Here is a 24958-nt window from a genome sequence, read left to right on the forward strand (position 1 = left end):
GTCAGCCCCCGGTCCAGGCCGGCGCACGCTTGTCGAGGAAGGCGGCCAGGCCTTCCTGGCCTTCCGGCGACACGCGCAGGGCGGCGATCAGGTCGGCGGTAGCGCCGTCCAGCGCGTCGCGGTTGATATGCGGCTGGACCGAACGGATCAGGGTCTTGGCCTGGGCCGCGGCCACCGGTCCGGCCTTGAGCAGTAGGTCGATCTGGTGCTGCACGGCGCCGTCCAGCGCTTCGGCTGGAACCACCTGGTGGAGCAGGCCGAAGCGTTCGGCCTGGGCGGCGTCGAACACCTCGCCGGTGGAAAACCAGCGGCGGGCCTGGCGCGCACCGATGGCGGCGATCACGTAGGGGGAGATCACCGCCGGCAGCAGGCCGAGCCGGCTTTCAGTCAGCCCGAACTTCGCTTCCGGCACGCCGATGGCGATATCACAGCAGGCCACCAGGCCGACCCCGCCGCCAAACGCGGCGCCGTGGACGCGGGCGATGGTTGGCTTTTGCAGCTCGTCGAGCGTGCGCATCAGCCGCGCCAGCGCCAGCGCATCTTCCCGGTTCTCCGCCTCGCCGGCGGAGGCCATGCTGCGCATCCAGTTGAGGTCGGCGCCCGCCGAGAACGATCGGCCGGCGCCTTCCAGCACCACCACGCGCACGCCAGCATCGCCTGCCAGCTGTTCAAGGGCGGTGGTCAGTGCGTCGATCAGCGCCGCGTCAAATGCGTTGTGCAGCTCGGGCCGTTCGAGTCGCAATCGGGCGACCGGGCCTTCGCGCTTGATCGTCAGGGCATCGGACATGGGCGTCAGCTCACCGTGGAAGTGGACGGCCGGCCATGATACCGGTTCAGCTGGGGACGGCCGCCCGCACGCGGGGTGCGTGGTGCTGCAATGATGGCGCGCTCAGTGCCGCAGGCGACGACGCCCGGGACGGCGATGATCGTCTGTGGGAGTGACCTCAACGGCAAGGCTGAAACTGCGTTCATCGCCGGGAAACATCGCGCCCACGCCGACCACCTGGCGGTTGATTTCCTTGCCGTCGCCGTCGCGCACCACCAGCACCACCGAGTACTCCCAGGCGCCGCCCTCGGCCGGATGACGGATGGTGCCTTCCACCTGCAGCGCATTGGTAGATTCGGCTTCGGCATTTCCGGCGTCCCCGGTGGTCGGAGCGGATGCATCGAAGCGGAGGTAATGCCGGCAGGACGGGCAGATCGCAGCACTCTGCAGGATCGTGGTCTTGCAGTGTGGACAGGTGCGGGTGGCGCCCGCCGCGCCCGGCCGGCCCTTGCTCACGAGACGGCTTCGACGCCCGTCTTGCTGTCCGACTTGCCTGCGGCCTTCGCATCGGCCGAGGCCTTGCCGGAGCGGGCGTCCGCCTCGTCCCAGCCGCAGTCGATGTGTCCGCGGATCCGGGATCCGGCCGCGACGGTGAGGGTGCCGGCTTTGAGGTCGCCGTTGAGCACGGCGCTGTCCAGCAGCTCAACGCGCTCGGCTGATTCGATATTGCCCTCCAGGTCGCCGGCCACGGTGACCTTGTCGGCGCGGACGCTGCCGTTGAGCTTGGCGCCGCGCTCGATCGTCAGATCGCCCTTGACGTTGACGTCGCCCTTGAACTGGCCGGCGATGCGGACGTGGCCGGTGCCCTCGATCTTGCCTTCGATCGTCAGGTTGGCCGCGATCAGCGACTCCTTGGCACTCGCACTGGAGCCCGCTGCTGGCGCCTGGCGTGGCGGACCCGAGGTGGGATTGAAATCGGCCACCGCCGGGCGCTCTTCGCGGGCGGGCACCGCGGACTGGTCGGAGGCGAAGGGGCTGGCGTCCTTCTTGGGCTGGCTGGACGGGTTGAAAATGGCCATCACGGGGGACTCCTGGAACTGGGTGCAACGCGGGCAGGATCACCGGCCGCAGAGGGCCGGAGCGGCAACGACAGGGTCGTATTTCACGAGCCTATCACGTGGCATGTGGGGCCTTGTTGTGACCCCACTCACTGATTCCGGGTACAGACGGCTGCGCTAAAGGGGTCAGGCGACGGGACCAGGACCCGTCGATGGATTACATGCGGAATACGCCAAATCGGGCGGGCTCGATCGGGGCATTGAGCGAGGCGGAAATGGCAAGTCCCAGCACCTGCCGCGTATCGGCAGGATCGATGATGCCGTCGTCCCACAGCCGGGCAGTGGCGTACCAGGGGCTGCCCTGGTCTTCATACTGCTGGCGGATGGGCGCTTTGAAGGCCTCTTCCTCTTCGTCGCTCCATTGACCGCCGCGCGCTTCGATACCGTCCCGGCGCACCGTGGCCAGCACGCTGGCGGCCTGCTCGCCGCCCATCACGCTGATTCGCGCGTTGGGCCACATCCACAGGAACCGGGCACCATAGGCGCGCCCGCACATGGCGTAGTTGCCCGCGCCGAAGCTGCCACCAATCACCACGGTGAACTTGGGCACGCTGGAACACGCCACGGCGGTGACCATCTTGGCCCCGTCCTTGGCAATGCCGGCGTTCTCGTACTTTTTGCCCACCATGAACCCGGTGATGTTCTGCAGGAACACCAGCGGGATGCCGCGCTGGTTGCACAGTTCGATGAAGTGCGCGCCCTTGAGCGCGGACTCGGAAAACAGGATGCCGTTGTTGGCCACGATGCCCACCGGGCAGCCGTGGATGTGGGCGAAGCCGGTCACCAAGGTTTTGCCGTAGCGCGCCTTGAATTCCTGGAAGTCGCTGCCGTCGACAATGCGGGCGATCACTTCGCGGATATCGAACGGCTGGCGGGTGTCGCGGGGCACGATCCCGTACAGCTCCTCGGCCGGATACAGGGGCGCGGCCGGCTCCTGCAGCGCTACCGGGAGCGTCTTGGTCCGGTTGAGGTTGGCAATGATGTCGCGGGCCACCTGCAGGGCGTGATGATCGTTCTCGGCCAGGTGGTCGGCTACGCCCGACACCGCGGTGTGGACATCGGCGCCGCCCAGCGATTCGGCGTCCACCACTTCGCCGGTAGCCGCCTTCACCAGTGGAGGGCCACCAAGGAAGATCGTGCCCTGGTCCCGGACGATGATGCTTTCATCGCTCATGGCCGGTACGTAGGCGCCGCCGGCGGTGCAACTGCCCATGACCACGGCCACCTGCGGAATGTTTTCCGCACTCATCCGGGCCTGGTTGTAGAAGATGCGGCCGAAATGTTCCCTGTCCGGAAACACCTCGTCCTGCAGCGGCAGGAAGGCGCCGCCCGAGTCGACCAGATAGATGCACGGCAGGTTGTTCTCGCGGGCGATCTCCTGCGCCCGCAAGTGCTTCTTCACCGTGATCGGGAAATAGGTGCCGCCCTTGACGGTGGCGTCATTGGCTACCACCACCACTTCCTGTCCCATGACCCGGCCGATGCCGCAGACCATGCCGGCTGCAGGGGCGTCACCGTCGTACATGTCCTCCGCTGCCAACGGAGCAATTTCAAGGAAGGGCGAGCCTGGATCGAGCAGCGTACTGATGCGGTCCCGAGCAAGCAGCTTGCCTCGCGACAGATGCCGTTCGCGTGCCTTTTCACCGCCGCCGTCCGCGGCCCGGGCCAGCCGGCGGTCAAGTTCGTCCACCAGTTCGCGGTGGTAGGCGGAGTTGTCGATGAATTCCTGTGAGCCTGGGTCCAAGCGGGTCTTCAGTGCGGGCATGCTCGGCATCGTGAGGTGGATGGACCGCACAGGATACCCGCGATGGCAGGCCCCGGCCGGACTGGCCGGGGCCTGTCAGGTTCAGTCGTCGCGGCGGATTTCCTCGGCCTGGCGTTCTGCGCGCTCAGCGGCACGATCCAGGGCGTCGGCAGTGGAATCGGCCGCCCGGCCAGCTGCTTCGGTGCCATCGGCGGCAGCCTCGCGTGCCGCATTGCCGGCCCGGTCCGCTGCGGCAGCGGCGTCGTCGGCCGCGCGTCGTGCAGCCTCTGAAGCGTCATCGGCGGCGGCGCGGGTGCGCGTTGCGGCGGCATCAGCGCCTTCGGAGATCGCAGTGCCCGTGTGATCGATCGTCTCAGCGGCGGAGGCACGCGCGCGCTCCGCGGCAGCGGCGGCTTCGGCGCCTTCCTGGGTCTCGTAGGGCGGATCGTTGCTGCACGCGCTCAGGGCGAGCACACCGGCGGCAATCAACACAAGGGAGCGATTGTTCATTGCGAAACCTGTTGCTGTGGGGACGACGCAAGTGTTGGGCCGGGAGAGTGAAGGGGGCGTGGAACTGAAACTTCCCCATGGCACGGGCCCGCCGATCTTCTCGGGCGCATAAAAAAAGGACCGCCGGTTGCCCGGCGGTCCTTCGATCTTTCCTTTGCTGGAAACCCGAAGGCTTCCGGCTGGATCAGATCTCGTCGTCGGCCGCGTCAGCAGCGTCTTCGGCGATGTCGGCAGCTTCTTCGGCGGCGTCGGCTGCAGTCTCGGCAGCGTCGGCAGCAGCGTCTTCGATGTCGTTGCTGGTCGCGTCGGTTGCGTCGGCAGCGGCGTCGGTGGCGCGGTCAGCGGCTTCGGCAGCGGTGTCGGCAGCGGCCTGGGCGGTATCTTCGAACTGGCCGTAGGCGGCATCGGCCTGGGCCTGCGCTTCGGCAGCGGCTTCAGCAGCGTCAGCAGCTGCGTCCTGAGCGGCGTCCTGGTTCGAGCACGCAGCCAGGGCGAAACCCATGGTCAGGGCCAGCAGAGCCTTGTTGATGGACATTGTGGATTTCCTCGTCGTTGTAATCAAAGTGACAAACGCGCTGGTTAGCACGTGCCGGGAAACATCATGACGGTCGCGCAATCGCTGTCAAGTATCTGTTTGATTTTTTAAGTAAAGAGGATGTTAACGAGGTCAGATCAGTTCCACTGCAATTGCAGTGGCTTCGCCTCCGCCGATGCACAGCGAAGCCACGCCACGCTTCAAATTACGGGCTTTCAGCGCATGCAGCAGGGTCACGATAAGGCGTGCGCCGCTGGCTCCGATGGGGTGGCCGAGGGCGCAGGCACCGCCATTCACGTTCAGCTTCTGGTGGGGAATTCCGAGGTCTTTCATCGGTGCCATGGCCACACAGGCGAAGGCTTCGTTGATCTCGAACAGGTCCACATCTTCCACAGTCCAGCCGGCGCGCTTGAGCACATTGTCGATCGCCTTGATCGGCGCAGTGGTGAACCATTCCGGTTCGTGGGCGTGTCCGGCATGGGCAACGATCCGGGCCAGCGGGGTCAGTCCCAGGTTCGATGCCTCCTCGGCTGAGGTGAGAACCAGCGCGGCAGCACCGTCGGAGATCTTCGAGGACGACGCTGCGGTGAGCAGGCCTTCCTTGCCGAACGCGGCGCGCAGGGTGGGGATCCGTGCCAGGTCGATCCGGCCCGGCTCCTCATCGGTGGCCACCTCGTGCTCGCCCTTGCGGGTCTTGACGGTGACCGGGACGATCTCGTCCTTGAATGAGCCGTCGGCAATCGCCGTCTGGGCGCGACGGGCGCTTTCGGCCGAGAACTCGTCCAGATCTTCGCGGCTGAAGCCGTACTTGCGGCAGGCTTCATCACCGAATACGCCCATGGCCTTGCCGTCATCGGGGTTGGTCAGGCCGTCCCAGGCCATGTGGTCGAGGAATTCTGCGCTGCCGTAGCGCACGCCGTTGCGCGAGCCGTTGAGCAGGTGCGGGGCATTGGTCATTGATTCCATGCCGCCGGCGACGACCACCTTCGCCGATCCGGCGCGGATCAGGTCATGGCCGAACATCACTGCCTTCATGCCCGATCCACACACCTTGTTGATGGTGGTGCAACCAGCAGCATCGGGGATCCCGGCTGCGCGCGAAGCCTGGCGCGCCGGTGCCTGGCCGAGGCCGGCGGGCAGCACGCAGCCCATGATGGTCTCATCCACCTTGTCTGCGGAAAGGCCGGCGTGCTCGAGAGCGCCGCGGATGGCCGCCGCGCCGAGGGTCGGCGTCGGGACCCCATTGAACTGGCCGAGGAAAGAGCCGATGGCGGTGCGCTTGGCACCGGCGATGATGATGTCGCTCATGGAGTTGCTCCACCTGGGTGTGGGGTATGGAATGTGTCCGATTATCGTGCCTGCGCTCCCACGCGGCAAACCGCCGAGGGAACCGTGTACTGCATTCAGTGCGATTCTGGGAACCATGGCATATCGTGGGCTGCCGCGTTGCGGTATAGGTATGCGCATCTGACCCACAGAGGGAGTTGATCGATGACTGGTGTTTGGCAGGGAGTGGCGAAATCGCGGGCCGCGCAGCGTTCGCTGCTTGCGGCAGCTGTAGGGTTGGCGCTGACGGCTTGTGGCGGTGGCGGGGGAGGTCCGTTGCGTCCGGATCCACCGCCCGCAGGACCGCCTCCTACTCCGCCGCCAACGGTGGTGGAGCCGGCCAATCCCGACTTCAGCGACCACATCACGCTGACCAACGCCCAGCCGGCGATCGATGCGGGTTTGACCGGCGAGGGCGTGCGGATCGGCGTCATTGACTCGGGTGTCAATCGCAACCACCCGTCACTGGCCGGTCGGGTGGTGGACAACCTGATCTACGTCAACCGCAATACCAACGACATGTCCGTGGATGACAAGGACGGACACGGTACTTCGGTCGCGCAGATTGCGGCCGGCACGCCGTTCGGACAGTGGCCGGGGGGCATCGCCCAGGGCGCGGAGATCGTGTCAGCGCGGATCATCAATGACGAACCGCCCGAGGATGATGGGAGCGGTGACGGCAATGAGGTGGGCGGCGCGCTGGGTCTGGAGCCGATCCACAACGACATGATTTCCCGCGGGGTGAAGATCCTCAACAACTCCTGGGGCGGGCTGTACTGGAGCAATCCGGCGGCCACCTCGCCGATCGCGGCCGAGTACAGGAGCTTCATCCTGAGCCATGACGGGCTGGTGGTGTTTGCGGCTGGCAACGTGGGGCGTGACGACCCGACCGACATGGCTGCGCTGCCGAGCCAGCAGGGCACCGGCGGCAGCACGCCGGCTGCGGACCTGGAGGTTGGCTGGCTGACAGTCGTGGCCCTGGACGGTGACGACCCGGACTTGCTGGCCGAATATTCCAACGCCTGCGGTGTCGCGATGAACTACTGCCTGGCCGCACCCGGCCAGGTGGTTTTCACCGGCACTGATGATGCTCCGGATTCGCCGGAATACTGGATCTCTGAGGGGACCTCGTTTGCAGCCCCGCAGGTGTCCGGCGCGGCGGCGCTGGTGTGGGAGGCTTTCCCCTGGTTCAACAACGACCTGGTGCGCCAGACCATCCTTGGCACCGCGAAGGACATCGGCCCGGCCGGGGTAGATGAGATCTTCGGCTACGGGCTGCTGGATGTCGGCAAGGCGGTGCAGGGGCCGGGCAGGTTCGACTGGGGCACGGTGACTGCGAACTTCAGCGACCAGACGTCGATCTGGGCCAACGATATCGCCGGTGCGGGCGGACTGACCAAGCGTGGAAGCGGCACGCTTGAACTGTCCGGGGCCAACACCTATCGCGGTGCGACGCGCGTTGACGGGGGCACGTTGCACGTCAGCGGCTCGGTTGCCGGGTCGGGCGTGACCGTTGGCTCGGATGGCACCCTCAGCGGCGGCGGGACCGTTTTCGGCAGCGTCACCAACCACGGCACGGTGCTGGTCAACCAGGGCGATATCGGTCGGGCGGATCAGTTCGAGATCACCGGCAACTACACGCATGCCAACGGCGCGACCCTGGCGCTGGTGCTGGGACATGGCCCGCTGGTGGTGAATGGCGATGCGGATATCGACGGTGGCAGCGTGCACGTGGCCGGAGTGAGCGACAGCTATGTCACCAGCGACCGCGAGCACGTCCTGCAGGTGTACGGCGAAATGAACGGCTATTTCGAAGAGCTCACCTACAACGCCGACACCATGTTTCTGCAGGCGCACCTGGCCTATGACCTGCAGAATGTCTGGCTGGATATTGCCCGCCTGGACGTGCATGCCACCGCGGCCCGCCTGGCCAACGCTACGGCCGCCTCGCTGTCTTCGGCCCAACGGGTCGAGAACGCGTTCCGTGAGCTGGACGGCCAGCAGTCAGGGGACGGACCGGTGGCCAGCGGCCTGATCCGCGCGGCCGGCGAGTTCCAGCGGATTGCCGATGCGCGGATGGCGCATGTTTCACTGGCCAGCCTGTCCGGCGAGCTGCACGCGTTGGCGTCTTCGACCACGTTCGACGCGATCGACATGAACCGGCGGGCGCTGTCCGACCAATTTGCTTCGGGGGCCAACCTTGTTGAGCGGCCAGCGGCTTGGGCACGGCAGCTTGGAGGAGGGGGCCAGGGCGGGTTCTCCGGCAGCGAGCAGGCGATGGATGGCTGGATGATCGGCCGCGACGTGCGGCTGGGGAATGCCATCGCCGGCTTTGCCTTCGGCGAAACCACGGCCGACAGTCGCCGCGACGGCAGCCGCGACCGTGGTCGCGACCGCCAGGCGCAGAGCCTGATGTATGCCGGTATTGCCGGCAGCCAGGCCTACGCACTGGGCCAGGTCGGGTTTGGCCGCTTCGACCGCCAGCTGGAGCGCCATCTGTTCACCGGCCAGCGTTCGATGGGGGTGTTCAGCAACTACGCGGGCGATTTCATGACTGCCAGCCTGGAGTCGGGCTATCGGCTGGGCGACGCGGAGGCGGGAGTCACCCCGTATGTGGGCGTCGAATACAGCCGCATCCGCAGCGATGGGTTCAACGAGCTGGGCGGGGACGGACTGGGTCTGCGTGCTGATGCCTGGAGTTCAAGCCGCAGTCAGGCCATGGCCGGCCTGCGCGGTGAGCGCCGGTGGCTGTCGGGGCTGAGGCTGCAGGGCTATGCAGAGTGGCAGCAGACCCTGTCCGCGCAGGGGCTCGACCTGGAGGCCGGCTTTACCGGCGTCGATGCCTGGGCGCCGCTGATGGGGCTGCAGCCGGCGCGTTCGGGCGGGCTGTTCGGGCTGGGCCTGGATGCGCCGGTCGGACGCAGCGGCCTGGTCACGCTGGGCTATGACCAGCGGTTCGGCCCGCGTGGCGATGCGCGGATGGTGTCGTTGAGGTACGCGCAGGGGTTCTGACCCCGGCGCCCGGCACTGATCGCCGGGGCTGCGGCCCCGGCGCTCAGCGGTCCTCGAACAGCTCGCGGCCGATGAGCATGCGGCGGATTTCGTTGGTGCCGGCGCCGATGGCGTAGAGCTTGGCGTCGCGCAGGATCCGGCCGGTAGGGTATTCGTTGATGTAACCATTGCCGCCCAGCGACTGGATGGCCTCCAGTGCCACCTGCACGGCGGACTCCGAGGCATGCAGCAGGCAGCTGGCGGCGTCGACCCGTGAGCTTTGGCCGGCGTCGAAATCCCGCGCCACCTGGTAGGCAAAGGCGCGGCTGGACTGCAGCGCGGTGTACATGTCGGCAATCTTGGCCTGCATGATCCCGAAGCTGCCGATGGCGACGTCGAACTGCCGCCGATCACGTACGTAGGGCAGGGCGATATCCATCGCCGCCTGCATCAGTCCCAGCGGACCGCCGGTGAGAACCAGGCGCTCGGTGTTGAGCCCGCGCATGAGCACCTTGACGCCAAGGTGGACTTCGCCCAGCACGTTTTCCTGTGGAATCCGGCAGTCCTCGAACACCAGCTCGCAGGTGTTGGAGCCGCGCATGCCGAGCTTGTCGAGCTTCTGCGCGGTGGAAAATCCGGGCATGCCCTTTTCCACCAGGAAGGCGGTCATGCTGCGACTGCCTGCCTCCTTGCCGGCAGTGCGCATGTAGACGATCAGCACGTCGGCCTCGGGGCCGTTGGTGATCCACATCTTGCTGCCGTTGGCGATCCACTCGCCGTCACGCCCGGCTTCAGGACGGAATTCCGCGCGGCAGGCCATCGAGCCCACCACATCGGAGCCGGCACCCGGCTCGCTCATTGCCAACGCGCCTTTCCACTCCCCGCTGCAAAGCTTCGGCAGGTACTTCTGCCGCTGGGCTTCATTGCCATTGGCGTAGAGGTTGGAGACGCAGAGGTTGGAGTGGGCGCCGTAGCTCAGCCCGACCGATCCGGAGGCGCGGGAAATTTCCTCCATCGCCACCAGATGGGCGAGATAGCCCATTTCGCTGCCACCGTATTCGCCTGGCACGGTCATGCCCAGCAGGCCCATCTCGCCGAGCTTCAGCCACAGCTCCTGGGGGAACGCGTTGTCGCGGTCAATCTCTTCCGCGCGAGGGGCGATCTCCGCTTCTGCGAAGCGCCTCACCGCATCGCGTAGTGCATCAATCTCTTCGCCCAGCGGAAACGCTCGCATATACGACCTCAAATCTCTCGGTGAAGCTGGGAACCCCAAGCCCCCTTTAGTAAAGGGGGCGCCGCGAAGCGGCGGGGTTTTGGAAGCACAAAGCGGGACCCGAAGTTGCAAAGCAACTTTGGGCTGATCCAGGCGAAGCCTGGGATCAGCTTCCCTTGACGCGACCCTGGAAGCGCGGTGCCGCGCGGCCCAGCGGCAGCTTCAGCTTGCCGATCAGCTCGATCCGCTCTTCTGCCATGCGGTCGGCCGCCTTGTAGGTCGGGATGCTGTCGCGCTCGGCGATTTCGTAGATGCGGGTCAGGTTGTGGTAGATCGTGCGCATCATGCGCATGGCGCGTTCGCGGTTGTAGCCTTCGATCTCCAGCGACACGTTCATCACGCCGCCCGCGTTCACCGCGTAGTCCGGGGCGTAGAGGATGCCGCGCTTGCCGAGCTCGTCGCCGATCTCGTTGTTGGCCAGCTGGTTGTTGGCCGAGCCGCAGATGATCTTCGCCTTCAGACGCTGCACTGTGTCCTCGTTGACCGTGGCGCCCAGCGCGCACGGCGAGTACACGTCGGCGTCGACGTCGTAGATCTCGTCCGGAGCCACAGCCTCGGCGCCGTATTCGGTCACGGCCTGGTCAATCAGGTTCTGGTGGATGTCGGTGACGAAGATCTTCGCGCCGCGCTCCTTGAGTAGCTTCACGAACTCCATGCCCACGTGGCCCAGGCCCTGGACCGCGTAGCTGTAATTGCCCACTTCCTCGTTGCCGTGCTTGCGGTTGAGGGTCGCCAGCAGGCCCTGCAGGGTGCCGTAGGCGGTGAACGGCGACGGATCGCCCGAGCCGCCGTGGACCTGGTGCACGCCGGTCACGTACTGGGTCTCGCGGAACACGAACTCCATGTCGTTGACATCGATGCCCACGTCTTCGGCGGTGATGTAGCGCCCGCCCAGCGATTCCACGGCCTGGCCGAAGGCGCGGAACAGCGCTTCGGACTTGTCCTTGGCCGGATCGCCGATGATCACTGCCTTGCCGCCGCCGATGTTCAGGCCGGCCACCGCGTTCTTGTAGGTCATGCCGCGCGACAGGCGCAGCACGTCATTCAGTGCCTCGGCTTCGTTCTTGTAGGGCCACATGCGGGTGCCGCCCAGGGCCGGGCCCAGCACCGTGTTGTGGATCGCGATGATGGCCTTCAGGCCCGCGTCCTTGTTGTGGCAGTACACGATCTGTTCGTGGCCGGAAGTGTCGAGTTGTTCGAAAATCATTGCTGGCTCCGTGGCGGCCCGTGATGTGCACGGACCGGCGTGTCTGGTGGGTGGAATCTGAACGTGAGCGCGGCGCCGCAGGGGCGCCGATAGGGCCGGTATTCTACGCTTCCCGGGCTACAGCTGCGATTCGATCGGCAGCCAGCGCAGCACGCGAACGATGCTGCGCTGCAGCAGTGAGGCGCCCGGTTCGGTGGTGTGGACGGTGGGTGGATCGGTAGCACCGTCGAGCCAGCGGAGCTTGTTTTTCTGGTCCAGATACAGCCAGTAGCTCAGTTCCGCACTCGAGAGAGTGAGGTACTCCTCGCGCAGTGCGCCCGCCAGCTCGGGATCGTCAAACAGCACCCCCATTTCGGTGTTCAGGTTGATCGAGCGCGGATCCATGTTGAACGAGCCCACGAACCCGCGCCGGTCGTCCACCAGATAGGCCTTGGTGTGCAGGCTGGCGCCGCTGCTGCCGAACAGGCTGGAATCGGTGGCGACATCGGCCTTGGTTTCGTACAGGTGGATCCCGGCCTTGAGCAGCAGTTCGCGGTATTTGCTGTAACCGCTGTGCACGGCCAGCACGTCGTTGGCGACCAGCGAATTGGTGATCACGCCTACGTGGGCGTCATGGCGCCGCGCGGCGTTGGCAAGGGCGACCACGCCCTCGCTGCCGGGGACGAAATAGGGCGAGATCAGCAGGGCCTTGTGCCGGGCAGACGCCAGATCCTCAAGGATGGCGTGGATCAGCCACTGCGAGCGGTCTTCGCTTGGGCGTTTGTCGGGAGGATCGGATAGCACCCGGATGCGATCAGTCCAGTACGGGGTGAGGGTCTGGGTGATGTAGCGGCGCACGTTGTCGGAGGTATCCACCTTGTCCAGGAACCGTCGCGCCTGCGGGCTGCGGGTTTCCTCGCGGATCTGTTCCATCACCGCTTCCAGGGTGCGCCGTGACTTGCGGTTCAGGGCCGAGATCGGCACCACCTGCTCGCTGTTCCAGAAGGTGTCGAAGATGGCGCTGGCCTCTTCAACCGCCGGGCCGAACAGGGCCACGTCCAGATCGCGGAAATTGGTGTCCTCGGCGGCGTCGAAATATTCCACGCCCACGTTGCGCCCGCCCACCACGGCCACCCGGCCATCGGCGATCCATGCCTTGTTGTGCATGCGGTGGTTGATGCTCCAGCTGCGCTGCACCATCTCCAGCAGCCGCCCGATGCCGTCGCGGTTGCGGAACGGGTTGTAGACCCGCACTTCGATGTTCGGGTGTTCCACCATCGCCAGCAGGGCACCGTCCTTGCCCTTGGCATTGATGTCGTCGAGCAGCATGCGCACCCGGACCCCGCGCTCGGCGGCTTCCCGCAGCTCGCCCAGCAGCAGGTGCCCGGCCAGGTCGTCCTGCCAGATGTAGTACATCAGGTCGATGCTGCGCCCGGCGCGGCGGGTAGCGATGGCGCGGGCGGCGAACGCGTCGCGCCCGTCAATCAGCATCACCACGCCGCTCTGCCCGGGCCGGCGGGCCAGCAGCGGCGCCAGCTCCTGGTCCAGCAGGGTCTGGTCGGCCTGTACCGGAAGGGCATGGCTGGGTGTGCCAGTGGCGGGTGGGGTCAAATGATCGGCCAGCAGGATGCCGCTGAGCACCAGCGTGCCGAGGGTAAACAGGCCCCAGCCAAAGATCCTTTTGATTCGCTTGGTCATCATCGGTCGCATGTTCCCCGGGCAGCGCTCCAATTGTAGGGAGAACGGCTCCTACGCGGGGCGCTGGTGGCGGGCCAGGGCCCAGGCGACGTGCTCGCGCACCAGCGGGTCTTCGCTGTCGGCGCGCGAGCGCAGGGCGGACAGTACTTCGGGCGTGGTGGCCGCATTGCCCAGGGCCACGGCGATGTTGCGCAGCCAGCGGCGATGGCCACTGCGGCGGATCGCCGAGCCTTCGGTGCGGCGCAGGAATTCGTCTTCTTCCCAGGCGAACAGTTCGGCCAGGCTGGCGGTATCCAGATTGTTGCGGGCGCGAAAGTCGGGCTCGTCGGTGCGGCGGGCGAACTTGTTCCAGGGGCAGACCAGCTGGCAGTCATCACAGCCGAAAATGCGGTTTCCGATGGCGGGGCGCAACGGTTCCGGGATCGACCCTTCGTGCTCGATGGTCAGGTAGGAGATGCAGCGCCTCGCGTCCAGCCGGTTCGGAGCCACGATGGCCTGCGTCGGGCAGATATCGATGCAGCGGGTGCAGCTGCCGCAGTGCGCGGTGGCGGGCGTATCGACCGGCAGCGGCAGGTCGAGGTAGATCTCGCCGAGGAAAAACCAGGAGCCGCCATCGCGGTCGATCAGGCAGGTGTGCTTGCCGATCCAGCCCAGGCCGGCGTTGCGCGCCAGGGCCCGTTCCAGCACCGGTGCGGAGTCGACGAAAACGCGGAAGCCGAACGGGCCGATCTCATCGGCGATCCGTGCCGCCAGCTTCTGCAGGCGGCTGCGCATCAGCTTGTGGTAATCGCGCCCCAGGGCGTAGCGGGCCACGTAGGCACGCTCACCGTCGGCCAGGGTGGCCCAGGCTTCGTCGTGGTTGTCGGGCCCGTAATCCAGGCCGACCGACACCACACGCAGGGTGCCGGGCACCAGCTCCTGCGGGCGCGAGCGCTTGCTGCCGTGGCGGGCCATCCAGTCCATGTCCCCGTAAAGGCCCTCGGCCAGCCAGCTGTGCAGGTGGGCCTCGTCTTCACCGAGTTCAATGCCGCTGATACCGCAGCGCTGGAACCCGGCCGCGCTGACGAGCGCCCGGATCCGCGCGGCAATTGCGGCCGGATCGCAGGAACCGGAGATGGCGTCGGGGCTGGACATGGTGGCCAAGTATAGAATCTGGGCCATGAGTGCGAGCTCGCCAGTCCGGTCCGGATGCTTGAACACGCGTGCGGCGATGCGCGCGCTGGAGGTGGCGGCTGCTGGGCACCTGGGCGGGGATCCCTTTGCGCTGATGTCCCGGGCGGGACAGGCCGCCTGGCGCGAGCTGCTGCGGCGCTGGCCGCAGGCACAGGAGATCGTGGCGGTCTGCGGCCCCGGAAACAACGGCGGCGACGGCTATGTCCTTGCACGCCATGCCTTGGAATCGGGGCGGCGGGTAACGGTGCTGAGATTGCCCGGGCATGAGCCGCGTGGGGAACTGGCAGTGCGCGCATGCCGTGAGTACGTTGCTGCGGGCGGCAGTGTCGCAGAATTCAAGGGCCGGCTGCCGGCGGCGGATATATGGGTGGATGCCCTGTTCGGCATCGGCCTGTCGCGCTCGCTGGAGATGGATGCCACGCGGCTGGTCGAGGCCATCAATGCCAGCGGCGCACCGGTGCTGGCGCTGGATGCGCCCAGCGGCGTCGACACCGATACCGGCGCGGTGCCCGGCGCAGCGATTCGGGCGCAGGTGACGCTGCAGTTCATCGGTGCCCACGTGGGCCTGCACACGGGGGCAGCGCTCGATTGGGCTGGCGAATCCTCGGTAGCCACGCTGGATCTGCCGGAACAGCTGTTGTCCGCAATCGAACCCGCTGCCGTGTGCCTGCGCCCGGCGGATCTGGCCGGCCGCTTCCCGCCGCGGCGCCGCGGTGCGCACAAAGGCGATGCCGGTTACCTGCTGTGTATCGGAGGAGACGAGGGCACTGGAGGAGCCGTACTGCTCACGGCCGAAGCGGCCCTGCGCTGCGGCGCTGGACTGGTGGGCGTGGCCACGCGCGCCGCGCACGTGGCCGCCATGCTGGCCCGCCGACCGGAGGTGATGGCCCGGGCGGTAGAAGGCGCGGGGGCGCTGCGGGAGCTGATCGAACGCGCCAACGTGGTCGCCATCGGCCCCGGGCTGGGACAGGGAGCATGGGGTTCGGCGCAGTTCGCAGTGGCGCTGGGTGGAGGCAAGCCGCTGGTGCTCGACGCCGACGCGCTGAACCTGCTGGCCAAGCGGGACCGCCCGGAACTTGCGCCGGACACGGTGCTGACACCGCATCCGGGCGAGGCCGCACGCCTGCTCGGAGCCACCACCGCCCAGGTGCAGGCTGATCGTCTGGTGGCTGCACGCGCCCTGTGCGAACAGTTCGGCTGCGTCGTGGTGCTCAAGGGGGCCGGCACGGTGGTGGCGGCACCGGATGAAACACCGCGGGTGATTGGCGCAGGTAATCCGGGCTTGGCGACGGGGGGTACCGGTGATGTGCTGACCGGCATCATTGCCGCGCTGCGCGCGCAAGGTTACCCGGCGTTCGAAGCAGCCTGCACGGGAGCGCTGTTGCACGCCGCCGCTGGCGATATGGCCGCACAGGAAGGAGAGCGCGGAATGCTTGCCTCGGATCTTTTCGCCCCGCTGCGCCGGTTGGTAAACGCATGAGCGGACCGTCCCTGCAGCTGGTGTTGCCCGACGAGGCGGCAACCACGCGCCTGGCGCGCCTGCTGGCGAACAGCCAGCCAGGACCGGGTGTGGTGTACCTGGCAGGTGACCTGGGTGCGGGCAAGTCCAGCCTGGCCCGGGCCTGGTTGCGCAGCCTGGGCGTCACCGGAACCATCCGCAGCCCCACCTACACGCTGGTGGAACGCTATCCGCTGGGTGACTCGGAAGCGCTGCATCTGGACCTGTACCGCATCGGATCGGGTGGAGAACTTGAATTCCTCGGCCTGGACGATGAGCCGGCCCGTCTATGGCTGGTGGAATGGCCGGAGCGCGGTGCGGGCGGGTTGCCTCCGGCCGACCTTTCGATCGCGCTGGCGATCCATGGTCCAGGCCGCAGCGCCAGGCTTGTCGCAAGCAGTCCGCTGGGCGAGTGCTGGCTGGCAGCTTTGGCAGATGAAGACGAGTTGGCGTCCTTTCCTGAACCGTAACTGCAGGAAGGGACGGCAGGTGCCCGATTTACAAGGAGAAAGTGCTTGCAATGGGGGGGCTGGAATGATTGACTGGGCCCCATGCGAATTCGCGGCGCCAGACTCCAGGAACTGCTGCTCGGCCTAGCGCTGCTGGCCGGGTTGGTGTGGAACGTTGCCAAGGCAACGGAAATCAATCACTTGCGCCTCGATAGCGGTCCCACCGGCACGCGTGCAGAGCTGGCGCTGGCCGGGGAGACGGAATTCAAGGTGATCAGGCTGTCCAACCCGGATCGGCTGGTGATTGATCTGCCGGGTGCCCGTTTGGCCAGCGGTTTCCGGCTTCCGGCGGCCGCCGGGCTGGTCAAGGCCGTGCGTAATGGACAGCCTGAGCCCGGCGTGACCCGGATCGTCTTTGACCTGGCCACCAGCGTGGCGGCGATCGGGCCGCGCATGGAACCCTCGGCCGAGGGGGCCAGACTGGTGGTGGAATGGCCTGGTGACGGCCCGGCCGGAGCCGATCCGATCGGACGGATCATCGCCCAGGTATCCCAGCCGGACACGGCTGCACAGCCGCCTGCCAATCCTTCCGCGGCTTCCCGGGCGGCGACCGACCGGCTGGTTTCCCAGGTGTCGGCCGTCTCGACGCCTGCGGCGTCCGTGCCGACGCCGGCACCGCCTGCAGCCACGGCCGCAGCGCCGCCACCCGCTGTGATCGACACTCCTCCGCCTCCCGTCGTACAGCAGGCCGTTGTACAACAGGCGCCTGTTCCGGTGCAGCCCGCGGCCGTGATGCGTCCGCTGGTCATCGCGATCGATGCCGGCCATGGCGGGCAGGATCCCGGTGCCGTCGGTCCCAGCGGGACCCGCGAGAAGGACGTCACCCTGGCCATTGCCCGCGAGCTGGCGCGCCAGGTGGATACCACCCCCGGGCTGAAGTCCTACCTGACCCGCGACACCGATGTGTTCATTCCCCTCAACCACCGCGCCCGGCTCGCGCGTGAGGCCGGGGCGGACATGTTCATTTCCGTCCATGCCGACGCCGCCCACAATCGCAATGCCCAGGGTTCATCGGTGTACGTGCTGTCGTTGCGCGGCGCGTCCTCGCAACGGGCGCGGTGGCTGGCCGACAAAGAGAACGCTGCCGACCTGATTGGTGGCGTGCGCCTTGAGGAAACCGACGACACCCTGGCCTCGGTGCTGCTGGATCTGACCCAGAGCGGGCAGATGAAGGCCTCGGAAGACGCTGGCCGGCACATCCTCGACGGTCTCAAGCGCATCGGCAACAACCACAAGCCGCATATCGAACGGGCCAATTTTGCCGTGCTGCGCACGTCGGACATGCCCTCGATGCTGGTGGAAACCGCGTTTCTTTCCAATCCGGAAGAGGAAAAGCGGCTGATCGATCCACAGTTCCAGCGCACGGTGGCGCGCGCTGTCCTGGACGGGGTGAACACCTACTTCTCCGACCAGCCACCGCCGGGCACCCTGTTCGCGGCGCGAGCCAGGGCGGAAGCGGCCGGCCAGGCCGCGGCTGTTTCCGGCGGCAGCCCCTGATTGACAGGCGGGGACACGCCGCGGGCCGCGCTGCATACGGCACGGTCGCAGCCCGGTATCATCGTTGACCGATATCAATGACGGCCTCGCGCCGCCCGCAGTGAGTATCCAGCAGCTTTCCGACGTCCTCATCAACCAGATCGCCGCGGGCGAGGTCGTAGAGCGGCCGGCGTCCGTGGTCAAGGAACTGGTGGAAAACGCGCTGGATGCCGGCGCCACCCGCGTTGACATCGAGCTGGAGGAAGGCGGCGTGCGCCTGATCCGGATCCGTGACAATGGCGGTGGGATCCCGGCAGCGGACCTGCCGCTCGCCGTCTCGCGCCATGCCACCAGCAAGATCGCTTCGCTTGATGACCTGGAGTCGGTTGCCACGCTGGGTTTCCGTGGCGAGGCGCTGCCCTCGATTGCTTCGGTCAGCCAGTTCCTGATCGTCTCGCGCCAGGCGCAAGACGAGCACGGCAGCGCGCTGGCGGTGGAAGGCGGCACGGTAGGAGAGGTGGAACCGCGCCAGCACCCGCACGGCACCACCATCGAAGTGCGCGAGCTGTTCTACAACGTGCCCGCGCGGCGCCGGTTCCTGCGTGCCGAACGGACCGAAACCGGGCATATCGAAGAGTGGCTGCGCTCGCTAGCGCTGGCCCGGCCGGATGTGGAACTGCGGGTCAGCCATAACGGCAAGCCTTCCCGCCGCTACAAGGGCAGCGCCGAGCTGTTTTCCGACGAGCGCTTGCATGAAACGCTGGGCGCGGAGTTCGCGCGGCATGCGCTGCGGGTGGAGCAGGAAGGTGCCGGGCTGCGACTGCATGGATGGATCGCCCAGCCTGCTTATTCACGTGCAAGCGCCGACCAGCAGTATCTGTACGTGAACGGCCGCAGCGTGCGCGACCGCAGCGTGGCGCACGCGGTCAGGCAGGCCTATTCCGACGTGCTCTATCACGGCCGGCAGCCTGCCTACGTGCTGTTTCTGGAAATGGATCCGGCCCGGGTGGATGTGAACGTGCACCCGGCCAAGCATGAGGTGCGCTTCCGCGAGTCCCGCCTGATCTACGACTTCGTCCGCCGCACCCTGCACGAGGTGCTGGCCGGGACCCGTGCCGGCCAGCAGGCCGCGGCTGCGGAAACGGCCGGGGCAGGCGCCTTCGGTGGTGCGGCCCCTGCGCGGCCGGAGCAGTGGATGGCCGCGCAATCAGGTCTGGCGCTGCGTACCGATGAAGCCCGTGCCGGCTACGCGGCCCTGTACGGCGACGTATCGCCTGCCGCGGCGCCGGAGTCCTGGCCTGTCGCATCGCAGCCACCGGGCATGGACGCTGGCAGCCTGTCGTCGCTGCCGGCTGCCGATGCTACGACTGCGCCGCCGCTGGGCTATGCGATCGCGCAGCTGCATGGCATCTATATCCTCAGCCAGTGTGCGGACGGCCTGATCGTGGTCGACATGCACGCCGCGCACGAGCGTATCGGCTACGAGAAACTCAAGCGCGCTCATGACAGCGAAGGCCTGCGCATGCAGCCGCTGCTGGTGCCGCAGACCCTGGCCGTGGCCGAGCGCGAGGCGGACGTGGCCGAAAGCGGGGCAGCCATCCTCGAGGCGCTGGGTTTCGAGGTGTCGCGTACCGGACCGCAGTCGCTGCTGTTGCGCGGCGTGCCGGCGTTGCTGGCCGAGGGCGATACAGAGGCGCTGCTGCGTGATGTGCTGGCAGACCTGCGTGAGCATGGCGACAGCCTGCGGGTGGCCAGTGCCCGCGACGAGCTGCTGTCCACCATGGCCTGCCACGGGTCCGTGCGCGCCAACCGGCGCCTGACCATTCCCGAGATGAACGCACTGCTGCGGCAGATGGAAGAGACCGAACGCTCGGGACAATGCAACCATGGGCGTCCGACCTGGGCGCGCTTCAGCCTGGCCGAGATCGATCGCTGGTTCATGCGCGGACGCTGAGCGCCGCTTTCGCGACAAAGGGGAAATGTTGTTGGATAGGCTGTTGGACAGGGGGAGGGGCCGGATGTTTGCCGCGCTGCTGCTGGGCATGACTTTGACGGTGGCCGGTTGCAGTGGCGATCGCAGCGAAGATGCGAAGGACGCCGTCGCCACGGCCGCGGCCGATGCGGCCTTTGTTACCGGGCAGGAGGCTTGGCGTGCCGAGCGCCGCGACCGGCTGCTTGCGCCGGACGGCTGGACCACGCTGGTGGGCTTGCACTGGATTGAACTCAACGCGCATTACATTGGCAGCAGTCGCGAAAGCGGCATGCGCCTGGCGAAGGGGCCGCCACGGCTGGGAATGCTGCAGCAGCGCGAGGGGCGGCTGTACTTCACCCCGGAGCGCGGCGTGGATCTGACGGTGGACGGGGAGCGTCTGACCGGACGTGCGGAACTGCATTCGGATCGCAGCAGCACACCGACCCTGATCGATTTCGATGCCGGGCAGGGACAGATCGGCGTGATCAAACGCGGTGGTCGCCGGGCGCTCCGCGTGCGGCACCTCGACGCCGACTCGCGGCTGCGCTTTGCCGGCATCGATTACTGGCCGGTCGATGCTTCATGGTTGATCGAAGGGCGGTTTTCAGCCCATCCGCTGGGACAGATGCTTGAAGTGGCGTCACTCATCGGCGGTACCGAAAGAATGGGCAATCCGGGGGTGGTCGAATTCGACCGCGATGGACAGGTATTCCGCCTGCAGGCACTGGATGACGGTGCCGATGGACTGCTGCTGATCCTGGCCGACCGGACTTCGGGCCAGGGCAGCTACGGCGCCGGCCGTTATCTGGACGCCAGCGCACCGGATGCCGATGGCCGGGTCATGCTGGACTTCAACCGTGCCTACAATCCACCCTGCGCCTTCACCAACTACGCCACCTGCCCGCTGCCGCCGCTGGAGAATCGCCTGGACCTGGCCATTACTGCCGGTGAAAAGGCTTACCAGGCCCCGGCAGGCTGACCAATCACCAACTGGAGATCCAGATGAAGCTGATGACACGCCTGGCTGGACGCAAGACCCTATCAACCCTGCTGCTGGTCTCGGCCGGCCTGTTTTGCGCTGCTGCACTGGCCGATCAGCCGCAGACCGCTGCTGCCACCGGGCCGGCGGTCGGCCATCAGCCGCCGGTCCCGCTGCTGTGGAAGGCGAGCAGCGGCGAACGTGTGGTTTACCTGCTGGGCTCCTTCCACCTGCTCAAGCCGGATGACTACCCGCTGTCGTCGGACGTGGACGCCGCGTTTGCCGATTCGGAAGCGGTGGTGTTCGAGATCCCACCCGAGCAGCTGCAGTCGCCCGAGCTCGGCATGAAGATGGGCCAGGCGGCGATGCGCACCGACGGTACCCCGCTCAACAGCGAGCTGCCCGAGGAGACCGTGGCCGCGCTGGATGCCTGGACCACGGAGAACGCCGCGCAGCTGCAGCAGATGCAGCTGGCACCGCAGGTGCTGCAGATGTTCCAGCCCTGGTTCGTCTCGCTGATGGTCACCGTGACCGAGATGGGCAAGTTCGGACTGGATCCGGAAATCGGGCTGGACAACCACATGGCCAAGCGCGCTGCAGAGGCAGGCAAGCGCACCTCGGGCCTTGAAACCGCCGACCAGCAGATCGCTTTTTTCACCGGCATGTCTGACCAGGAGCAGCTGCAGTTCCTGCAGTCGTCGCTGGAGGGCACCGGGGAAGAAGGGCAGGTGGAAATCGCCAAGCTCCACGACGCCTGGCGCAGTGGTGATGCGCAGGCCATCTGGGATGGCATGGCGGTGGAAATGGCCGAGGAATTCCCGGCCCTTTACCAGCGCATCAACGTTGAACGCAATGACGCCTGGGTGCCGCAGATCGAGGCCATGCTGGATGGTGATGGCACTGGCAACACCCTTGTCGTAGTCGGTGCGCTGCACCTGCTGGGTGAGGATGGCGTGGTGGAGAAGCTGGGGGCCAAGGGCTACCAGCTGGAGAGGATCTGCACCGCCTGTTCCGAATGATCCAGGCCGCCCTGGTCTTGTAGGAGCGCGCCGCGCGCGCGAAGCCGCGTGACATTTGGCTATGCGCGGGGCTTCGGGCACGACGGGGTGGCCGAAGGCTTGTCGCGATGCCTTGGTTGACGCGGCTTCGCGCGCATGGCGCGCTCCTACCGGAGCGGTGAACCGGTAGGCGTGAGCATGACGATGCAGTCGACCGGGCAGGCCGGCACGCACAGCTCGCACCCGGTACAGAGCGCTTCGATCACCACATGCATGTGCTTGCTCGCGCCGACGATGGCATCCACCGGGCAGGCGAGGATGCATTTGGTGCAGCCGATGCAATCCGCCTCGATCACCAGCGCTACCTGCGGCGGCTTGTGGCTGCCGCGGGCGCGATCGTAGGGCTTGGCTGGCACGCCCAGCAGGTTGGCAAGGGCGCGTGCCCCGGCATCGCCGCCGGGAGGGCAGTGGTCGATATCCGCTTCGCCCCGGGCCAGCGCTTCGGCATAGGGGCGGCAGCCATCAAAGCCGCACTGGCGGCACTGGGTCTGCGGCAGGATCCGGTCGATGCGCTCGACCAGGCCCGGCGGACTCACCGCACCGGCATGCCCGGCTGCGCACCCTCGTCGGCGGACAGCAGGGCCAGCTCACCGGTATCGAAACCGGCGGAGAGGATCATTCCTTCGCTGACGCCAAAGCGCATCTTGCGCGGCGCCAGGTTGGCCACGAACACCACGCTGCGCCCCACCAGCTTTTCCGGCTCGCCGTAGCTGGCGCGGATGCCCGAGATGATCTGGCGCTTGCCCAGTTCACCAGCGTCCAGTTCGAAGCGCAGCAGCTTGTCCGATCCTTCCACCAGCTCGCATGCCAGGACCTTGCCGACACGCAGGTCCAGCTTGGCGAAGTCGTCGATGCTGATGAAGTCGTCGTCCGCCTTTGCCTTGGCCTTGCCGTCGGCTTTCTTTTCCGGGGCGGCGGTGCTGGCGGCGTCGGCTGCGGGGGCAAGGGTGTCCTTGCTGGCGTCGATCATGGCTTGAATGTGCTTGGGGTCGACGCGGGTGAACAGGGGGGCATAGCTGGACACATCATGGGCCAGCAGCGGTGCGTCCAGGTCCGCCCAGGATGTAACGGGCGCGTTGAGGAAGGCCTCGGCCTCCGCAGCCACGCCGGGCAGCACCGGACGCAGCGCGCCGGCCAGCACCCGGAACAGGTTCAATCCCTGTGTGCACACCGCCTGCAGCTGGGCGTCGGCCCCTCCCTGCTTGGCGATCACCCACGGCTTGTGGTCGTCGATGTAGCGGTTGGCCTCATCGGCCAGCGCCATGGTGCGGCGCAGGACCGTGGCGGCCTCGTTGCGGGCATAGGCTTCGCGGATCGGGCCTAGCGCCTCGACGAAGCGCGCGTACATCTCCGGTTCGGGCAGCGCCGCTGCCAGGCGGCCGTCAAAACGCTTGCTGATGAAGCCCGCGCAGCGGCTGGCGAGGTTGGCGAACTTGCCCACCAAGTCGGAGTTGACCCGGCTGACGAAGTCGGAAAGATTGAGATCCAGATCGTCCACGCCTCCGGAAGATTTGGCCGCGTAGTAGTAGCGCAGCGCCTCCGGGCGCAGGCCGCTGTCCAGGTAGGTGCGGGCCATCACGAAGGTGCCGCGCGACTTGGACATCTTGGCGCCGTCCACCGTCAGGTATCCGTTCACGTGCAGGCGGTTGGGGGCCCGCTTGCCGGCTCCGTGCAGCACGGCTGGCCAGAACAGGCCGTGGAAATTCACGATGTCCTTGCCGATGAAGTGGTGCAGCTCGGCCTTGCTGTCCGGCACCAGGAAGCTCTCGAAATCCAGGCCCTCGCGCTCGCTCAGCGCCTGCAGGCTGGACAGGTAGCCGATCGGCGCGTCCAGCCAGACATAGAAAAACTTGCCCGGATGGCCGGGGATCTCGAAGCCGAAGTAGGGCGCGTCGCGGGAGATGTCCCAGGCGCGCAGGCCGCCTTCGCCGTCCAGCCATTCCTGCAGCTTGGCCTTGACTCCGGGCACGGCGACATCGCCGCGCAGCCATTCGCGCAGGAAACCCTCGAAGTGGCCCAGCTCGAAGAAGAAATGTTCGGACTCGCGCAGCTCCGGCGCCGCGCCGGACAGGACCGAGTAGGGGTTCTTCAGCTCGGTGGAAGCATAGGTGGCGCCGCAGTGCTCGCAGTTGTCGCCGTACTGGTCAGGCGTGTCGCAGCGCGGGCAGGTGCCTTTCACGTAGCGGTCGGGCAGGAACATGCCCTTGGCCGGGTCATAGAACTGCTCCACCGAGCGCCGGCTGATGTGGCCGTTGGCTTCCAGGCGGGCGTAGAACGCCTCGGTCAGGGCGCGATGGCGCGGTGAGTGGGTGGAGTCGTAATGGTCGAAGGCGACGCCGAAATCGGCGAAGTCGCGCTCGTGCCCGGCTTGGACGCCGGCGATGAACTCCTCCGGAGTGGTCCCGGCCTTCTCCGCCGCCAGCATGATCGGCGTGCCGTGGGTGTCATCGGCGCAGACGAAGTGCACCGTGCTGCCGGCCATTCGCTGTGCCCGTACCCAGATGTCGGCCTGGATATAGCCGACTAGGTGGCCCAGGTGCAGCGGGCCGTTGGCGTAGGGCAGGGCAGTAGAGACAATCGCAGTGCGGGACATGGCAGGCAGTATTTGAAGGGCAGGGGATTATCGCATGCGGGCCGCGCGATGCCGCCCGGCCGCTCCGCAGGAAAAGAAACGACCCGACCGAGGCCGGGCCGCAATGGCCACTGGAAGCAGAAGCCGCTCTATTCGCGCTGCCACACCTGTTCGCGGCAGATGAACGTAATGCAGCCGGACACGCCCAACCGGTCATCGCCGTGCATCTGCATCTTCGAGCGGTAGGTGCGACCTTTGACGGGGTCAAGGATGGTGCCGTTGGCCCATTCCTCGCCCTTTTGCGTCATTCCCCAGAGGATGGTCATGCCCTGGATGGGCTGGCCTTTGCGGGCGCCGGAACATTTATCGCATACCGGGTCGGGGCCGCTGTCCGACTGCAGGATTTCGACCACCGTGCCCAACAGGGTGCCATTGGAGGCGCGGCTGATCTCCACGATCGACTTGGTCTGTCCGGTTTCGTCATCGATGGTCTTCCAGCGGCCCTCGGGGCCCTGCTGGGCGTGCACCGCCATGGCTCCCAGCAGGGCGGCGGCGAATAATGCTGTTCGAAAAA

The 24958-nt window shown here is 66.8% G+C and carries 21 protein-coding genes; 7 read left to right on the forward strand and 14 right to left on the reverse strand.

What is annotated here, in order from left to right:
• Position 1: 1 nt before the first annotated feature.
• The 7 genes from ACW7G3_RS10305 to ACW7G3_RS10335 all read right to left on the reverse strand — a co-directional run bounded on the left by ACW7G3_RS10305 (position 2) and on the right by ACW7G3_RS10335 (position 5981).
• Positions 2-787: an enoyl-CoA hydratase/isomerase family protein gene (locus ACW7G3_RS10305; RefSeq protein WP_456982667.1), complete on the reverse strand. Its 786-nt coding sequence runs from the start codon at positions 785-787 to the stop codon at positions 2-4.
• Between the two features lie 102 nt (positions 788-889).
• Positions 890-1282, reverse strand: coding sequence for a hypothetical protein (locus tag ACW7G3_RS10310; protein ID WP_456972750.1), 393 nt, complete (start codon positions 1280-1282; stop codon positions 890-892).
• Positions 1279-1845, reverse strand: coding sequence for a bactofilin family protein (locus tag ACW7G3_RS10315; RefSeq protein WP_456982668.1), 567 nt, complete (start codon positions 1843-1845; stop codon positions 1279-1281). Before ACW7G3_RS10315 ends, ACW7G3_RS10310 begins: the two co-directional genes overlap by 4 nt.
• Before the next feature lie 196 nt (positions 1846-2041).
• The gene (locus ACW7G3_RS10320) at positions 2042-3649 is read right to left on the reverse strand and encodes a carboxyl transferase domain-containing protein (protein WP_456982669.1); all 1608 of its coding nucleotides are present in this window, start codon (positions 3647-3649) and stop codon (positions 2042-2044) included.
• A gap of 81 nt (positions 3650-3730) precedes the next feature.
• Positions 3731-4138, reverse strand: coding sequence for a hypothetical protein (locus ACW7G3_RS10325; protein WP_456972744.1), 408 nt, complete (start codon positions 4136-4138; stop codon positions 3731-3733).
• 184 nt (positions 4139-4322) lie between these two features.
• The gene (locus tag ACW7G3_RS10330) at positions 4323-4673 is read right to left on the reverse strand and encodes a hypothetical protein (RefSeq protein WP_456972742.1); all 351 of its coding nucleotides are present in this window, start codon (positions 4671-4673) and stop codon (positions 4323-4325) included.
• Positions 4674-4805: 132 nt separating this feature from the next.
• On the reverse strand, positions 4806-5981 hold the full coding sequence (locus tag ACW7G3_RS10335) for a thiolase family protein (protein WP_456982670.1): 1176 nt from the start codon (positions 5979-5981) through the stop codon (positions 4806-4808).
• A 183-nt stretch (positions 5982-6164) separates the two neighbouring features.
• On the opposite strand from ACW7G3_RS10335, the gene ACW7G3_RS10340 reads away from it, so the two are divergent.
• Positions 6165-9011 carry a S8 family serine peptidase gene (locus ACW7G3_RS10340; protein ID WP_456982671.1) on the forward strand — a complete coding sequence of 949 codons (2847 nt, stop codon included), beginning with the start codon at positions 6165-6167 and terminating at the stop codon, positions 9009-9011.
• A 43-nt stretch (positions 9012-9054) separates the two neighbouring features.
• Here the strand turns inward: ACW7G3_RS10340 and ACW7G3_RS10345 are convergent, their stop codons facing one another.
• The 4 genes from ACW7G3_RS10345 to queG form a co-directional block, all read right to left on the reverse strand.
• Positions 9055-10224: an isovaleryl-CoA dehydrogenase gene (locus tag ACW7G3_RS10345; RefSeq protein ID WP_456982672.1), complete on the reverse strand. Its 1170-nt coding sequence runs from the start codon at positions 10222-10224 to the stop codon at positions 9055-9057.
• Positions 10225-10369: 145 nt separating this feature from the next.
• Positions 10370-11470, reverse strand: coding sequence for a Glu/Leu/Phe/Val dehydrogenase dimerization domain-containing protein (locus ACW7G3_RS10350; RefSeq protein ID WP_456982673.1), 1101 nt, complete (start codon positions 11468-11470; stop codon positions 10370-10372).
• A 117-nt stretch (positions 11471-11587) separates the two neighbouring features.
• Entirely contained in the window at positions 11588-13147 is a 1560-nt protein-coding gene (locus ACW7G3_RS10355; RefSeq protein ID WP_456982674.1) for a phospholipase D-like domain-containing protein, read from the reverse strand.
• 51 nt (positions 13148-13198) lie between these two features.
• Positions 13199-14281 carry a tRNA epoxyqueuosine(34) reductase QueG gene (gene queG, locus ACW7G3_RS10360; RefSeq protein WP_456982675.1) on the reverse strand — a complete coding sequence of 361 codons (1083 nt, stop codon included), beginning with the start codon at positions 14279-14281 and terminating at the stop codon, positions 13199-13201.
• A gap of 76 nt (positions 14282-14357) precedes the next feature.
• Between queG and ACW7G3_RS10365 the strand changes: the two genes are divergently transcribed.
• The 6 genes from ACW7G3_RS10365 to ACW7G3_RS10390 all read left to right on the forward strand — a co-directional run bounded on the left by ACW7G3_RS10365 (position 14358) and on the right by ACW7G3_RS10390 (position 21773).
• Positions 14358-15800 carry an NAD(P)H-hydrate dehydratase gene (locus ACW7G3_RS10365; protein ID WP_456982718.1) on the forward strand — a complete coding sequence of 481 codons (1443 nt, stop codon included), beginning with the start codon at positions 14358-14360 and terminating at the stop codon, positions 15798-15800.
• The gene (tsaE, locus tag ACW7G3_RS10370; RefSeq protein WP_456982676.1) at positions 15797-16288 is read left to right on the forward strand and encodes a tRNA (adenosine(37)-N6)-threonylcarbamoyltransferase complex ATPase subunit type 1 TsaE; all 492 of its coding nucleotides are present in this window, start codon (positions 15797-15799) and stop codon (positions 16286-16288) included. Before ACW7G3_RS10365 ends, tsaE begins: the two co-directional genes overlap by 4 nt.
• 81 nt (positions 16289-16369) lie before the next feature.
• Entirely contained in the window at positions 16370-17824 is a 1455-nt protein-coding gene (locus ACW7G3_RS10375; protein ID WP_456972726.1) for an N-acetylmuramoyl-L-alanine amidase, read from the forward strand.
• A gap of 100 nt (positions 17825-17924) precedes the next feature.
• Entirely contained in the window at positions 17925-19757 is a 1833-nt protein-coding gene (gene mutL, locus ACW7G3_RS10380; protein WP_456982719.1) for a DNA mismatch repair endonuclease MutL, read from the forward strand.
• A gap of 64 nt (positions 19758-19821) precedes the next feature.
• Entirely contained in the window at positions 19822-20754 is a 933-nt protein-coding gene (locus tag ACW7G3_RS10385) for a DUF1684 domain-containing protein (RefSeq protein WP_456982677.1), read from the forward strand.
• Between the two features lie 23 nt (positions 20755-20777).
• Complete coding sequence (locus ACW7G3_RS10390; RefSeq protein ID WP_456982678.1) at positions 20778-21773, forward strand: TraB/GumN family protein; 996 nt, start codon at positions 20778-20780, stop codon at positions 21771-21773.
• 146 nt (positions 21774-21919) lie between these two features.
• Here ACW7G3_RS10390 and rnfB read toward each other — a convergent pair whose 3' ends face one another.
• The 3 genes from rnfB to ACW7G3_RS10405 form a co-directional block, all read right to left on the reverse strand.
• Complete coding sequence (gene rnfB / locus ACW7G3_RS10395) at positions 21920-22348, reverse strand: Rnf electron transport complex subunit RnfB (RefSeq protein ID WP_456982679.1); 429 nt, start codon at positions 22346-22348, stop codon at positions 21920-21922.
• Positions 22345-24405: a methionine--tRNA ligase gene (gene metG / locus ACW7G3_RS10400; RefSeq protein WP_456982680.1), complete on the reverse strand. Its 2061-nt coding sequence runs from the start codon at positions 24403-24405 to the stop codon at positions 22345-22347. Before metG ends, rnfB begins: the two co-directional genes overlap by 4 nt.
• A gap of 128 nt (positions 24406-24533) precedes the next feature.
• A complete protein-coding gene (locus ACW7G3_RS10405; protein WP_456982720.1) occupies positions 24534-24917 on the reverse strand; it encodes a DUF2147 domain-containing protein in 384 nt (127 codons plus the stop codon).
• Between the last annotated feature and the right edge of the window lie 41 nt (positions 24918-24958).

Source organism: Luteimonas sp. A478 (assembly GCF_054052025.1).